The sequence below is a fragment of the Klebsiella sp. D5A genome (assembly GCF_001620885.1).
GTDB lineage: Bacteria > Pseudomonadota > Gammaproteobacteria > Enterobacterales > Enterobacteriaceae > Klebsiella > Klebsiella variicola.
On record NZ_KV407481.1, the window covers coordinates 346,010 to 359,198 of the forward strand.

The following is a 13,189-nucleotide window of genomic DNA, read 5'->3' on the forward strand; positions in this document are numbered from 1 at the left end:
TACGCTTATAACAGCGACTGCAGTACGGGTGACGCCATGCTGGCCTCAAAGGGAATAATCTCGGTACGGGCGAGACCCAACTGCTGGAAGGGATCCTGACTCAGACGCGATTCCAGCATTTCCCGGCTGGCGCATTTCGCCAGAATCACCCCGCCGGTGCGGGGAAGGCGGCGGCCGGAGGCGAGAAAGAGGCCGTCAGCATAGCTTTTTTTGAGCCATTCGACGTGGGCGGGAATGGCGTCGTCCACCTCTTCGAGCGGTTTTATATACGTTAAAACAACCACATAAAGCGTACTCATCCTGAAAACCCTGTCAATCCGATGGGATCGCCAGCCTGACACATTTCGATGAGGGATAAAAGAAAGCGCGGCATTTTTCCGTGCTATTGCGCAAGGGAGGGCGTGTAGCCACTCAACGGGGGCTTATCGCAGGCGTGAAATAACACATATGTTTTTACGAATGTATATTGATCTTTATTGGTGGTTCCGTATGCTGTCCGTCACGCTTAAGGAGAAATCATGTCTTTATTGCCCCTGCAACTGTTCAAAAACCTCGCCGATGAAACCCGGCTGGGGATCGTATTGCTGCTCAAGGCGCGTGGAGAGCTGTGTGTTTGCGATCTCTGTACGGCGCTCGCCCAGTCCCAGCCCAAGATCTCCCGCCATCTGGCGATGCTGCGGGAAAGCGGGCTGCTGCTGGATCGTAAACAGGGTAAATGGGTCCATTACCGCCTCTCTCCGCAGATGCCGGCCTGGGCGGCGCAGGTGATTGAGCAGGCCTGGCTCAGTCAGCAGGACGATGTGCGGATGATGGTTTGCAGACTGGCTGACGGGGCGGGTTGTCAGTAAAAATTTTATCTAAACATATCTGTTTTTTCGAATGTGATTGACGGGGGTAATCATGTTGCTGGCAGGCGCGATTTTTGTCCTGACCCTGGTGCTGGTGATCTGGCAGCCGCGGGGTTTAGGGATCGGCTGGAGCGCGGCCTTTGGCGCGGCGCTGGCGCTGGCCACCGGTGGAGTACAACTAGCCGATATCCCGGTGGTGTGGCATATCGTCTGGAATGCGACCGCCACCTTTATCGCCGTTATCATTATCAGCCTGCTGCTTGATGAGTCTGGCTTTTTTGAATGGGCCGCGCTGCACGTTTCCCGCTGGGGAAGAGGGCGGGGTCGTCTGCTATTTACCTGGATTATCCTGCTCGGCGCCGCGGTGGCGGCGCTGTTTGCCAACGACGGCGCGGCGCTGATCCTCACCCCCATCGTGATTGCCATGCTGCGAGCGCTGGGATTCAGCAAGGGAACGATGCTGGCCTTTGTCATGGCCGCCGGATTTATTGCCGATACCGCCAGCCTGCCGCTGGTGGTGTCGAATCTGGTGAATATCGTTTCGGCAGATTTCTTTGCCATCGGCTTCAGGGAGTACGCTTCGGTGATGGTGCCGGTCGATCTCGCGGCGATCCTCACCACCCTGGCGATGCTGCACCTGTTCTTTCGCCGGGATATCCCGCCGGCCTGGGATATGGCGTTACTGAAAGCGCCGGTCACGGCGATAAAAGATCCGGCGACGTTCCGCACCGGCTGGGGCGTGCTGCTGCTGTTGCTGGTCGGCTTTTTCGTTCTTGACCCGCTGGGGATCCCGGTCAGCGCCATCGCGGCGCCGGGAGCGGGGATCCTGTTTGCTGTCGCGAAGCGCGGGCGGGTGATTAACACCGGCAAGGTGCTGCGCGGCGCCCCGTGGCAGATCGTGATCTTCTCGCTGGGAATGTATCTGGTGGTGTATGGCCTGCGAAACGCCGGGTTAACGGATTATCTGACCACGGTGCTGAACATGCTGGCGGAGCGCGGGCTCTGGGCCGCGACGCTGGGCACCGGTATCCTGTCGGCCTTCCTCTCTTCAATAATGAATAATATGCCCAGCGTACTGGTCGGCGCCCTGTCGATTGATGGCAGCGCGGCAACAGGGACGATCAAAGAGGCCATGATTTATGCCAACGTCATCGGCTGCGATCTGGGGCCCAAGATCACGCCAATTGGTAGCCTGGCCACGCTGCTCTGGCTACATGTGCTGGCGCAGAAGCACATCACCATCGGTTGGGGGTATTATTTCCGCTGCGGCATTACCATGACCCTGCCGGTGCTGCTTGTGACGCTGGCCGCGCTGGCGCTGCGTCTCTCCTTCAACCAGCCATGAGAACGTACGATGAGCATCACCATTTACCATAACCCTGACTGCGGCACTTCGCGTAATACCCTGGCGCTGATCCGCAACAGCGGCGCTGAGCCCACCATTATCTATTATCTGGAGACGCCGCCATCGCGCGATGAGCTGCGCCAGCTGATCGCCGCGATGGCGATCCCGGTACGTGCCCTGCTACGGAAAAACGTTGAACCCTACGACGCGCTGGGGCTGGCGGAAGACCGGTTTACTGACGATCAGTTAATCGACTTTATGCTTCAGCATCCGATCCTGATTAACCGTCCGATCGTGACAACGCCGCGGGGCACCCGACTCTGCCGCCCGTCAGAGGTGGTGCTGGAGATCCTGACGGCGTCGCAAAAAGGCGCGTTCGTGAAGGAAGACGGTGAGCCAGTCATTGATGCCGCAGGGCAGCGTGTGAAATAACTCGCGAAAGGCGCCGGCTTTGACTCCCGGCTGCCTCACTTCCCCTCCCGTCATCCTCCGCGACAAACACCGTGGGCCAGGATAGTCCCTGATAGAGAAATATTGCCACTTAGCGTGGTTTCTACATCATTCCACCTGTTTTCCTTACTTTTTCTGTCGTTATCCTGGCAGCCGAACTGAGCCGCTATAGATCCTCGCCTTAGCGTTAACTTTCTGTTTTTTAATAAAAATAATCGGATTTGCTGCGCTAATATAAAGTCAATGCTGTTTATCTTTTTATGAACGTTAAATCTGTAAAACTAGATGTTTGTCGACTTTTCATCTAAAAAGGGAAGGTAAGGGGCTGGACAAAACCATTGTGTGGTTATCAAATGGTTAAAAATGCTCGCGTTTGATGTTAATGCAAACAAATTATAAATCGTCAGCCCGCTTTATACGGTTAACTTGCGCTGCGGCGCACCTTACCTGGAGAATTTATGCATTCCTCTGTTAATAAAAACGAAAGCCGTACCTTTTTCGGCCATCCTTATCCGCTGGGCTCCCTGTTCTTCACCGAAATGTGGGAGCGCTTCTCGTTTTACGGCATCCGTCCCTTACTGATCCTGTTTATGGCGGCGACGGTGTACGACGGCGGGATGGGACTGGCGCGGGAGAACGCCTCGGCGATCGTCGGGATTTTTGCTGGCAGTATGTATCTGGCCGCGCTGCCGGGCGGCTGGCTGGCGGATAACTGGCTTGGCCAGCAGCGGGCCGTCTGGTACGGCTCTATCCTGATCGCCCTGGGGCACCTGTCGATCGCCCTGTCGGCATGGCTGGGCAACGACCTGTTCTTTATCGGTCTGATGTTTATCGTCCTGGGTTCCGGGTTGTTTAAAACCTGTATCTCAGTGATGGTCGGCACCCTGTATAAAAAAGGCGACGCGCGCCGCGACGGCGGTTTTTCGCTGTTCTATATGGGGATCAACATCGGCTCGTTTATCGCGCCCTTGATCTCCGGTTGGCTGATTAAATCCCATGGCTGGCACTGGGGCTTCGGCATCGGGGGGATCGGGATGCTGGTGGCGCTGGTCATTTTCCGCGTCTTTGCCGTGCCGTCGATGAAGCGCTATGACGCGGAGGTCGGCCTCGATTCCACCTGGAACAGCCCGGTGGCGAAAAAGAATGGCGTCGGAGCGTGGCTGCTGGCGCTGGCCCTGGGGGTGGCGGTGCTGGTCACGCTCATTAGCCTGGGCACGATCGTGATTAACCCGGTGGCGGTGGCCAGCGTGCTGGTCTATGTGATTGCCGCCTCCGTGGCGCTCTATTTCATCTGGCTGTTCGTCTTCGCGGGGCTGAACCGTAAAGAGCGGGCGCGCCTGCTGGTGTGCTTTATTTTGCTGGTCTCGGCGGCCTTTTTCTGGTCCGCGTTTGAACAGAAACCGACCTCCTTTAACCTGTTTGCTAACGACTACACCAACCGGATGATCGGCGACTTTGAGATCCCCGCGGTCTGGTTCCAGTCGATTAACGCCTTGTTTATCATTCTGCTCGCGCCGGTATTCAGCTGGGCGTGGCCTGCGCTAGCGCGTAAAAACGTGCGTCCGGGCAGTATGACCAAATTCGTGATTGGCATCCTGTGCGCAGCGGCGGGCTTTGGCCTGATGATGCTGGCGGCGCAGAACGTCCTGAGCAACGGCGGGGCCGGTGTGTCGCCGCTGTGGCTGGTGGGCAGCATCCTGATGCTGACGCTCGGTGAGCTGTGCCTGAGTCCGATTGGTCTGGCGACCATGACTCTGCTGGCGCCGGAGAGAATGCGCGGCCAGATGATGGGCCTGTGGTTCTGCGCCAGCGCGCTGGGTAACCTGGCGGCGGGCCTGATTGGCGGTCACGTGAAGGCCGATCAGCTGTCGCTGCTGCCGGACCTCTTCGCCCGCTGCTCCATCGCATTGCTGATCTGCGCCGCCGTGCTGGCCGTGCTGATTGTCCCGGTCCGCCGGATGCTGGAGAACAGTCGGTCCAGCGCCGGGCAAACATCCGTCAGCAACGCCTGACGCGATCCTCAGGCCGGCCCTACGGGGCCGGCTTATTTTTGTACGAAACCCGCCTCAGCAGAACAAAATCCCTTTTTCACAATGCGCGATGTCCCATAACGTGAGCGTGTTCTTTGAAATCACGTCACTTTCCGGTCCATAGTGTAGTCAGGTTTACTATGTGGTTAATATAAGGACACACCTATGCCAGCAGTCATTGATAAAGCATTGGATTTCATCGGTGGTATGAATACGTCTGAGCCAGTACCACAGTCTATGGATGAAAGTACCGCGAAGGGAATTCTCAAATATTTGAAAGAGCTGGGCGTGCCCGCCACCCCGGCCGACGTCGCTGAACGCGGGCAGCAGCAGGGCTGGAGCGCCGGGTTTACCGACAAAGTGGCGGATTGGGCTGAACGGATCGCCGCCGGCGAGCGGATGGTCATCAAGCATCCGGAATTCTTTTCCACCTATATGCAGGAGGAGCTGCGCGCCCTGGTGTAATCGCCGCGCAGCCACCCCGCCTCTTCTGTTAAATGCCTTCCCCATCCGGGAAGGCATTTTTGCTGATGACAAACCTGTTTGGTTATTGTGCTCGCCTTTCTGCCGGGTGGCGGCTTTCGCCTTACCCTGCCTACAAAATACAGCAACATCAAAAATTTATGCAGTTAGTTGCAGGCTCGCGCAAGCGCAGCGCCGCCGGGCAATCTCTGAAGATTGCACTTTGTCTGCAGTCTGAATGCCTTCCCCTCGGGGAAGGCATTTTTGTTACTGCCCGCGATAGCCGCCGCCCAGGGCTTTGATCAGGGTAATGTCGGTGCTTAGCCGCTGGGCCTCAATGTCCAGCAGCAACAGCTGCTGGGCGAGGACCGCCCGGCGAGCTTCTTCGGCGGCGTAGCGGCTGAGCAGGCCGCGCTGATAATGGGCGCGAGCGCTGTCGGTAGTGGTCTGCGCCGCGGTGACCTTTAGCTGCTGCAGCGCGCGCTGTTGGTTCAGATCGTTAAGCTGGCTGGAGCTGATGGCGACATCGCGCACCGCGTCCAGCACCGCCTGGTTGTACTGTTTGATCAGGATGTTGCTGGCGGTGCGCACCGACTGCAGATTAGCGTTCAGACGACCGCCGTCGAAGATTGGCAGATACAGCCCGGGCAGCAGGTTGATCTGCTGGAAAGAGGACTTAAACAGATCCCCGACGCTCAGGGCGTTATATCCCCAGAACGCTTTGATATCAAAATGAGGATAGAAGGCCGCTTTCGCCGCATCGACCTGGCTCAGGGAGGCAGTCACGTAGCCGCGCAGCGCCTGCAGGTCCGGGCGGCGGGCCAGCAGCTCGAAAGAGAGCGATGGCGGCAGCGTCTCCTGGAGCGCCGGCAGCGCCACCGGATGGATCGCCGGCATGCTCTGCGCATCGGCGCCGATCAGCGCCCGCAGGGTTTCACGATACTGGGTCAGCATCCCCTCGGCGCTGATAATCTGCTGGCGAGCGGCGAGCTGCTCAGCCCGGGCATTGGCCACATCCACACTGTCTTCCACGCCGCGTTGGGTCCGGTGCTCATGGGCCGCTGCCGAGAATTGGGCAATACCCTCCAGCTCCTGCAGCAGCGCGATTTTCTGGAACGTCGCCTGCATGGCGAAATAGAGCTGCGCCACGCTGCTGGCGATGTCGAGTTCAATGCCGGCGGTTTCCGCCAGCCGGGCATTTTTCTCGCCAATGGCGGCGGCGACCCGGGCGCGATCGGCTCCCCAGAGATCGATATTCAGCTGCGCCCCGACGCCAACGGTATTCAGCGTATACCAGGGACCGTTCTTATCCACCGGCAGGGAGTACGAGTAGGGCCAGCTAAAGGATTTGTCGGTGATCCGCAGGCGGTTTTGCGCCGCGACGGCGGTGGCCTGCAGGCCCATCGCCGACCGGGCGAGTTCCACCGTGGACTGCGACTGGGAGATGCGTAGCCGGGCGGCCTGCATGGTCGGCGAGTTCTGCAGCGCCCGGTTGATCAGCAGGTTGAGCTGAGGATCATCATAGGCCTCCCACCAGCGGGCTGCCGGCCAGTCGCTGTTCGCCAGGTGGATCACCTGCGCCAGCTGGGCCTGCTGCGGATTGACGATGGCGACCTGGGAAGGCTCATCCTGGATCAGCGCGCAGCCGCTGAGCAGCGTCAGCGTCAGGGTAAAGAGAGTGACCCGCAATCGCGCGGGGAAAGGAAGCATCATCATGACGTTTTAGCCTGTTGCTCAGTCGCTATCGGTGTCGGGCCCCAGTCGGGCAGGGCGGCCAGCGCGGTAGCCAGCGCCGGGCCAAAGGGGTTGCGGAGATCGGCGGCCAGCGTCCCGTCAGGCGCTGCCGCCTCCTGTTCGATACGTTCGGCGTAGCGCCGCAGCTGTTCGGCGCAGCGGGCCAGCGTCGGGTCTCCCGGCGCGGCGTTGAGCCGGTAGCCTTCGCTGAGGCGGGCGATCTCCTCGGCCTGGGCGAGGGTGGCGCGCATCGGCCAGCCTTTCGCCTGGGGCCAGGGATGGGCCCAGGTGCCCAGCGGTTCAGCGCGAACCCGATGGAGCAGCGCTTCGCTGTCGGTGAAGGCGACAAACAGAGGGGCCAGCGGCACCGCATCGTGCGGGGCGGCGAGGCAGTCCGCCAGCCGGCGATAGAGGCTGGCGAGGCGCGATTTCAGCTGCGGCGCTTCGCTGTCCGGCCAGAGATACAAATGGACAATGGAGGAGACCAGCACCCCGAGCAGGATGCCGAGCACCCGATCCCGCAGCTCGGTGAGGTTCGTCAGCGGGCCAAACCAGCTGAGGAAGGCCAGCGCAAAGGTGAAACCAATCTGGATCCCGGCGTAGGCGATACGCTCCGAGCCGGCGGCAATCCACGCCGCCAGCGCCAGCACCGGCAGAGACATCGCCAGCAGGCCCGACAGCGAATCGGTCCAGGGCTGAACAAAGACGATTAACAGCAGCGCCAGCAGGGTGGCGAGCAGCGCCCCGCCGATACGCAGCCATGTCTTTTGCATCGTGGCGCCCAGCCCGGGCTGGGCGACAATGACGCAGCTCAGCATAATGGTGTGCAGCCCTTGCCAGTCGGCAGCGGTATAGAAGACATAGCAGATTAGCGTCGCCAGCAGGGTCTTGAGCGCAAAATGGAGATAAGCGGGGTTACGCCAGGCGTCCGGCGCCAGCAGGGGCGCCTTCTCCACCTCACCCTGCGGCAGGGCGACGGGCTCACCCTGCGCCAGCTGCTGCAGGAGGGTAGCCATCTCCTGCAGAACCGCGTGATTAATGCCACGACCGCTGAGCGCCAGGGGAGGAATGGCGCCGTCAAACTGTTCCTCGCTGAGGGCACTCTTCAGCTTCAGTACCGCCTGCGACAGCTGCTGGCGATCGTCGCTATCCGCCTCGTCTGCTTGCAGCAGCGCCGCCAGCTGATAGCAGCGCAGGGTGGCGGCCAGCCGCGAGCGCCAGGCCTGCGGTTCGGCGGCTATCTCCGGCGTGGCCCGGCTGGCCTGGGCGAACAGCGACTGCAGCTGGTTGAACTGCGCGGCGGTCTCGCCGAAGGTCGGTGGCGCTTCATCGCCAGGAGCCGTCAGCCGCCGGGCGACCTCGTGCAGCATCCCCGCCAGGCGCGCCTTAAACTGGTTGCCGGGAAAGGCCTGCTGAAAACAGGCGTTGACCAGCAAAGTGACGAGGATCGCGGTGTTAATCGCCACCCACAGCCAGAGCAGCAGCCGCACCAGGATCTCGCTCTGACTGGTCATTGACGGGAAGGTCTGAGCATAAATCACCGCCAGCGCCACCACGAAAAAAGCCAGTCCCAGCTTACCCAGCACCCGCATCAGGTAGATGGCGCAGAAAAAGAGCGCCACGGAGGCCGCCAGGCGGATCAGCGGGTAGTCATAGGTCCACTTGATGATCAGCAGCACGCCGCCGAGCGCCACGGTGACGGTAACAAAAAAGACCACGCTGACCAGCTTGATCATCAACACGTTAGGCTGACTGACGTAGAACACGACGATCAGCGCAACGGCCAGGAAGGGGATCTGCAGGGTCATAAACAGGGTGATGAGCACCGCGCAGCTCAGCGTCAGGCGCAGCGTGTAGCTGGCGCGTCCCGGCGCGTCGCGCAGCTCCTGGCGTAAAAAATGGGCGAGAGGAAACATCGCGTCCCCCGGCTACGGCTGCAGCACGGCGCTGGCCGAGGCGCCCATGCGGAACAGCGCCGGATCGGGATCGCTGACGGCGATTTTCACCGGGAAGCGCTGCGAGACGTGAACCCAGTTAATGCTTTTTTGGATCAGCGGCAGCCCTTCGATGACGCTCCCGCCTTCGGGCAGGACCCCGGAGCCGACCGAATCGACTACCCCGTTAAAGGTCCGGTTGTGGTTGGTCATCACGGTGATCCGCGCCGCCACGCCGGGGCGCACGTTGTTCAGATCGGTCTCGCGGAAGTTAGCGATCACATACCAGCGGTCGTCATCCAGCAGGGTAAAGACCGGCTTCAGCGCCGAGGCGTACTGGCCGACGGTGGTTTTCAGCGCCACCACCACGCCGTTGAAGGGCGCACGCACTTCGGTAAATTCCAGATGCAGTTCGGCGAGGGCGATCTGCGCCAGGATCCCGGCGCGTTGCGCCACCATGGCATCCACGCCGGTCACGGCCGCCGAGGCCTGTCTGGCCTGCAGCAGCGTGGCCTCCAGCTCCGCCCGCGCCGCTTTCTCAGCGGTGCGCGCCTGATCGAGATCTTCCTGGGAGGCAAACCCCTGCGGCACCAGCGGCTCAAGGCGGGTGCGCGTGGAGGTGGTCTGCTTGACCAGCGCTCTGGCGCGCTCGACGGCGGCCGCCACCGACTGGGCGTTATACTCCTGCGCTTTGATGGTGCGCTGGGTCAGCATGATCTGCGCGTCGAGGGTCGTCAGCCGCGCTTTCGCGTCATCGAGCATCGCCTGATAGGGGCGGGGGTCGATGCGGAACAGCAGATCGCCTTTTTTCACCCGCTGGTTATCGCGAATGGGCATCTCCACGATGCGTCCGCTGACCTCGGGCACCACATCGATGGTATCGGCATAGACATAGGCGTCATTGGTCTCCGGCGAGGTTTGCAACTGCCAGATAACCAGGATCAGCGCCAGGATAGCGGCAAGGACCAGCGCCAGCAGAGGCCACTTTTTGCGTAACAGGGGAGTGCGGGAAGTTGTCATAAGCGATCAGTGAACAAAAAACAGAAACCACAGCAGCGTGGCGAACAGGAACATCAGCGCGACATAGCTGAAGACCAGAGGAGAAAAGCGCGGCTGCCAGCCTTTACGGGTAATCAGGATATGGCAGGGGATCAGTAAAAACGCCCCGCCCAATAAGCAGAAAAACCAGCCGGGGAACGCGGCGCCCAATACCGGGATCGCGGGCGAAAGTGAGCAGCCAGAAAGCGGCAAGACGAGCAGTAACCGCGCCGGGCGGGCGATGGTGGCAATATGATTCAATAGAGCATCCCTGAGTGATCATACCAGTGTGTGATGAGTGTAATCGCCTCGTTGCGGGAATGAAAGTCAACGGATCGCCGACTGCGGGATCCTTACCCGATGGGAAAGCATGATGTGAGGCGCCAATTCCCACGCTTACGCGTAGTCAGCCGCGACGTGTAGGACTATGCTTAGCCTGAAACATAAAAAAAGAACGAGGCAATGTCATGGATAAGGAATTATTGGAAGCGGGCTACCGGGCCTACACCGGAGAGAAAATCGACGTCTACTTTAATACGGCGATCTGTCAGCATTCGGGGAACTGCGTGCGCGGCAGCGCGAAGCTTTTTAACCTGAAGCGTAAACCGTGGATTATCCCGGATGAAGTGGATGTGGCGACGGTGGTAAAAGTGATCGATACCTGCCCGAGCGGCGCCCTGCACTATCGTCATAAATAAGCGAGGAGAAGATGGAAATACTGGAAGGGCACAACAAGTTTTATGTTAACGACGCGCAGGGAAACCAGGTGGCGGAAATTGTTTTTGTTCCCACCGGCGACCACCTCAGCATTATCGAACATACCGATGTTGATCCCAGCCTGAAAGGCCAGGGCGTGGGGAAACAGCTGGTGGCGAAGGTGGTGGAAAAAATGCGCCAGGAGCAGCGGAAGATCATCCCTCTCTGCCCGTTTGCCAAACATGAATTCGATAACACCCGCGAATACGACGATATTCGCGCCTGACGTACCGGCACCGGTGCCAACCGGTGCGCTTTTCTCGCGCCATTAACGATCCGCCGGATCGCGCTGATGGGAAAAGCGGCGGATCAGATCCGGGAGATGCTCGCGCCGCATCGGCGGTGAAAACAGATAGCCCTGGAAACGGTCAATACCCAGCGATTTTAACTGCGTAAACTTCGCCAGCGAATCCACCCCTTCCGCCACGCAGCGGCTGCCGCTCAACTGGCAGTAGTAGGCCAGGCTTTTTATCAGCGCAAGCGCCTTCTGATCGTGCTGAGCGTCGTTGACGATACTCATATCCAGTTTATAGGCATTGAAGTGCAGGCGACGCGCCGGAAAGATGACGCTCCCCTGAGAAAAGCAGTCGTCCAGCATCACCCGCACGCCAGCACGTTGCAGTTCCTCCACCTGGGCGGTGGATCGGCTCTGACGGCGAAAATCGATGGTTTCAGCATATTCCAGCACCAGCCTTTCCACGCCCTCTGGCTGCCGGAGCTGCTGGCGAGCGGCTTCCACCATCCGCAGCAGGCTATCGCTGGCGGCGAGCGAGGAAGGAATATTGACCGAAAAATAGAAAGTACCCGGATGCTCATTAATATTCTGCACGGCCTCCTGCAGGACAAAGGCCGTGAGCAGCAGCCAGGCGTAGTCGGCGCGGAACTGCGGCAAAAAAGCCTGCGGATGGAGAACCTGGCCGCGGTGGCGCCAGCGGATCAGGATCTCCACCCCCTGTAGCTGTGAGCGACTATCGACGATAGGTTGAAAAACCGGGAAGACCTGGCGATCGTGGATCGCTTGTACCCATTCCTGTTCAAACGCCGACAGTGAGCTGGCGGATGAGCGCGGTAGCAGCGTACGCGGAAAGCGGGGGGCCAGATGTGGGTGATATTCCACCAGCTTTTTCACCCCGGCCAGCCGCTGGGTGTAGAGCGTTTTCTGGCTCAATCGGAGACGCCGGGCCTGCTCGCCTATCGTCTGCCCTTGCAGCAGGGCGAGGATCACTTTGAACTCGGCATGGCTCAATCCGGCGGCTCGTTTGTCGTTGAGCAGGGCGGCTTCACTGGCAAGCCGCTCAAGTCGCGGTGCGTTCTCCAGCCGATCGGCCAGCTCCGTGCAGGAGAGATCGGCGGGGGCGGTATGGACGTTGCGCAGACGATCCGGATGGCTCACCTGATAAAGCAGCGTTTGCCACAGCCAGATGGCCGGGCTGCGGCTCAGAATCAACATCGGTAACGGCTGCAAGGCCTGGTCGAGCAGCCTTGCCGCCTGGCGCAGCGTGGTGAGCATCCACAGGGGATCGTCAGGGAGAAACACCACGATCCGCTTCACGGCGGTCAGCTCCCGCAAGGACACGCCCTCGACCGGCAGCTCAACGGGCCGCTTCGCGGCGTTCACCATCAGCTGGCTCAACCCGCGGGCGGCCAGCGAGCAGGGTGAGAGGATATAGTCGGTCATCATTGATAGACAAAGGTGATGCCGATGATCGACTGCACGTTGCCGGCAGTGACCTGGCCTGTGGTCCGGGCATAGGTTGCCGTCAGACCGAGATTAACTGGCGAGGTACTGACGGTGCCCAGCGAGACCGTGCTGTTCGCCGGCACGGCGCTGCCGTTGCGGGTCAGCTGAACGCCTATCCCCTGCGCCGGCGAGGCGGAGGCGGTATTGGTGAAGATCGCGTTGGCGCTATCCGCGGTGGTGCCGGAGAGGTAATACCCCAGCTGCTGGCTTTGCGCGCAGTGCACGGTGAGCGGCACGGCCATCGATCCCGGGTAGTCGGGGAGGGTGACGGTGACATCGCGGGCGGAGACATCGCAGCCGCCGGTGGGGACCACCACGTCGTTGTTGGCGTAAATGTTCCAGATGAACTGGAAGGAGTCGCTATTATAGTTGTTGGTCTGATGCAGGATCAGCACCGCGATTAACGATCCTGCGGTGATCGCCACCCCACCGGCGGTGCTGACCGGCGTCAGATACAGGACGGTGGGCCAGGGCTTATCGGTCCGTGAATCGTAAACCACCCGCGCCGTTTCCGTGGTGGTCGGGAAGGGGTAAGAGGTGCCGTTATATTTCACGGTGCCGGAGAAACTCGACAGCACGCCGCCGTAGGCGGATCCGCGCTGCAGGGTGACGTAGTCAGTGATCGTTTCCGGATAGTCGTTATGGCAAAAAATCTGCGTGGAGAGGTCGACCACCAGGTTTTGCCCGACGTTAACCGCCGGTGTCAGATTTACGTAGACGTTGGCTGACCCGCCGCCGATGGGGATCGTCGCCCCGGTGGCCGTTTTGCAGGCAAAGGACCAGGCGTTCATCGACCAGCCCAACAGCAGCAGGGTGGTGAACAGGGGGATAATTTTTTTCATCATAATGCT

Annotated in this window: 14 protein-coding genes; 7 read left to right on the top strand and 7 right to left on the bottom strand. The window is 60.2% G+C overall.

Annotated features, from left to right (window positions below):
• Positions 1-5 precede the first annotated feature (5 nt).
• Positions 6-299 (bottom strand): YciI family protein, encoded by a 294-nt coding sequence (locus AS136_RS01710; RefSeq protein WP_023323251.1) that lies wholly within the window; start codon positions 297-299, stop codon positions 6-8.
• A gap of 219 nt (positions 300-518) precedes the next feature.
• Here AS136_RS01710 and AS136_RS01715 point away from each other — a divergent pair, with 219 nt between their 5' ends.
• The 5 genes from AS136_RS01715 to AS136_RS01735 all read left to right on the top strand — a co-directional run bounded on the left by AS136_RS01715 (position 519) and on the right by AS136_RS01735 (position 5,138).
• Positions 519-848, top strand: coding sequence for a metalloregulator ArsR/SmtB family transcription factor (locus tag AS136_RS01715; protein ID WP_008806397.1), 330 nt, complete (start codon positions 519-521; stop codon positions 846-848).
• Positions 849-900: 52 nt separating this feature from the next.
• Positions 901-2,193 carry an arsenic transporter gene (locus AS136_RS01720; protein WP_008806396.1) on the top strand — a complete coding sequence of 431 codons (1,293 nt, stop codon included), beginning with the start codon at positions 901-903 and terminating at the stop codon, positions 2,191-2,193.
• Between the two features lie 9 nt (positions 2,194-2,202).
• Positions 2,203-2,625 carry a glutaredoxin-dependent arsenate reductase gene (gene arsC, locus AS136_RS01725; protein ID WP_008806395.1) on the top strand — a complete coding sequence of 141 codons (423 nt, stop codon included), beginning with the start codon at positions 2,203-2,205 and terminating at the stop codon, positions 2,623-2,625.
• A 476-nt stretch (positions 2,626-3,101) separates the two neighbouring features.
• Positions 3,102-4,655, top strand: coding sequence for a peptide MFS transporter (locus tag AS136_RS01730; protein WP_008806394.1), 1,554 nt, complete (start codon positions 3,102-3,104; stop codon positions 4,653-4,655).
• A 183-nt stretch (positions 4,656-4,838) separates the two neighbouring features.
• Positions 4,839-5,138, top strand: a complete 300-nt coding sequence (locus AS136_RS01735; RefSeq protein ID WP_008806393.1) for a DUF1889 family protein — start codon at positions 4,839-4,841, stop codon at positions 5,136-5,138.
• Positions 5,139-5,402: 264 nt separating this feature from the next.
• Here AS136_RS01735 and AS136_RS01740 read toward each other — a convergent pair whose 3' ends face one another.
• The 4 genes from AS136_RS01740 to AS136_RS01755 are packed head-to-tail and all read right to left on the bottom strand — an operon-like array spanning position 5,403 to position 10,102.
• Positions 5,403-6,851, bottom strand: a complete 1,449-nt coding sequence (locus AS136_RS01740; RefSeq protein ID WP_023323250.1) for an MdtP family multidrug efflux transporter outer membrane subunit — start codon at positions 6,849-6,851, stop codon at positions 5,403-5,405.
• Positions 6,848-8,785: a multidrug efflux transporter permease subunit MdtO gene (mdtO, locus tag AS136_RS01745; protein WP_023323249.1), complete on the bottom strand. Its 1,938-nt coding sequence runs from the start codon at positions 8,783-8,785 to the stop codon at positions 6,848-6,850. Before mdtO ends, AS136_RS01740 begins: the two co-directional genes overlap by 4 nt.
• A 12-nt stretch (positions 8,786-8,797) precedes the next feature.
• The gene (gene mdtN / locus AS136_RS01750; protein ID WP_008806390.1) at positions 8,798-9,823 is read right to left on the bottom strand and encodes a multidrug transporter subunit MdtN; all 1,026 of its coding nucleotides are present in this window, start codon (positions 9,821-9,823) and stop codon (positions 8,798-8,800) included.
• Between the two features lie 6 nt (positions 9,824-9,829).
• Positions 9,830-10,102, bottom strand: a complete 273-nt coding sequence (locus AS136_RS01755; protein WP_008806389.1) for a YtcA family lipoprotein — start codon at positions 10,100-10,102, stop codon at positions 9,830-9,832.
• A 206-nt stretch (positions 10,103-10,308) separates the two neighbouring features.
• On the opposite strand from AS136_RS01755, the gene yjdI reads away from it, so the two are divergent.
• Both yjdI and AS136_RS01765 read left to right on the top strand, forming a co-directional pair.
• Positions 10,309-10,539 (top strand): 4Fe-4S mono-cluster protein YjdI, encoded by a 231-nt coding sequence (yjdI, locus tag AS136_RS01760; RefSeq protein ID WP_012540613.1) that lies wholly within the window; start codon positions 10,309-10,311, stop codon positions 10,537-10,539.
• An 11-nt stretch (positions 10,540-10,550) separates the two neighbouring features.
• A complete protein-coding gene (locus AS136_RS01765) occupies positions 10,551-10,823 on the top strand; it encodes a GNAT family N-acetyltransferase (RefSeq protein WP_008806388.1) in 273 nt (90 codons plus the stop codon).
• 42 nt (positions 10,824-10,865) lie between these two features.
• On the opposite strand, the gene AS136_RS01770 is transcribed toward AS136_RS01765, so the two are convergent.
• Together AS136_RS01770 and AS136_RS01775 are read right to left on the bottom strand one after the other, a co-directional pair.
• Complete coding sequence (locus AS136_RS01770; protein WP_023323248.1) at positions 10,866-12,278, bottom strand: cyclic diguanylate phosphodiesterase; 1,413 nt, start codon at positions 12,276-12,278, stop codon at positions 10,866-10,868.
• Positions 12,275-13,180 (bottom strand): fimbrial protein, encoded by a 906-nt coding sequence (locus tag AS136_RS01775; RefSeq protein WP_012540615.1) that lies wholly within the window; start codon positions 13,178-13,180, stop codon positions 12,275-12,277. The genes AS136_RS01770 and AS136_RS01775 overlap by 4 nt, the downstream gene beginning before the upstream one ends.
• Between the last annotated feature and the right edge of the window lie 9 nt (positions 13,181-13,189).

Bases quoted from the DNA above. Each gene is read 5' to 3' on its own strand.
- AS136_RS01740 (WP_023323250.1), bottom strand. From the start codon at position 6,851: ATGATGATGCTTCCTTTCCCCGCGCGATTGCGGGTCACTCTCTTTACC.
- AS136_RS01715 (WP_008806397.1), top strand. From the start codon at position 519: ATGTCTTTATTGCCCCTGCAACTGTTCAAAAACCTCGCCGATGAAACC.
- AS136_RS01730 (WP_008806394.1), top strand. From the start codon at position 3,102: ATGCATTCCTCTGTTAATAAAAACGAAAGCCGTACCTTTTTCGGCCAT.
- mdtN (WP_008806390.1), bottom strand. From the start codon at position 9,823: ATGACAACTTCCCGCACTCCCCTGTTACGCAAAAAGTGGCCTCTGCTG.
- arsC (WP_008806395.1), top strand. From the start codon at position 2,203: ATGAGCATCACCATTTACCATAACCCTGACTGCGGCACTTCGCGTAAT.
- AS136_RS01770 (WP_023323248.1), bottom strand. From the start codon at position 12,278: ATGATGACCGACTATATCCTCTCACCCTGCTCGCTGGCCGCCCGCGGG.
- AS136_RS01720 (WP_008806396.1), top strand. From the start codon at position 901: ATGTTGCTGGCAGGCGCGATTTTTGTCCTGACCCTGGTGCTGGTGATC.
- AS136_RS01775 (WP_012540615.1), bottom strand. From the start codon at position 13,180: ATGAAAAAAATTATCCCCCTGTTCACCACCCTGCTGCTGTTGGGCTGG.
- AS136_RS01735 (WP_008806393.1), top strand. From the start codon at position 4,839: ATGCCAGCAGTCATTGATAAAGCATTGGATTTCATCGGTGGTATGAAT.
- mdtO (WP_023323249.1), bottom strand. From the start codon at position 8,785: ATGTTTCCTCTCGCCCATTTTTTACGCCAGGAGCTGCGCGACGCGCCG.
- AS136_RS01710 (WP_023323251.1), bottom strand. From the start codon at position 299: ATGAGTACGCTTTATGTGGTTGTTTTAACGTATATAAAACCGCTCGAA.
- yjdI (WP_012540613.1), top strand. From the start codon at position 10,309: ATGGATAAGGAATTATTGGAAGCGGGCTACCGGGCCTACACCGGAGAG.
- AS136_RS01765 (WP_008806388.1), top strand. From the start codon at position 10,551: ATGGAAATACTGGAAGGGCACAACAAGTTTTATGTTAACGACGCGCAG.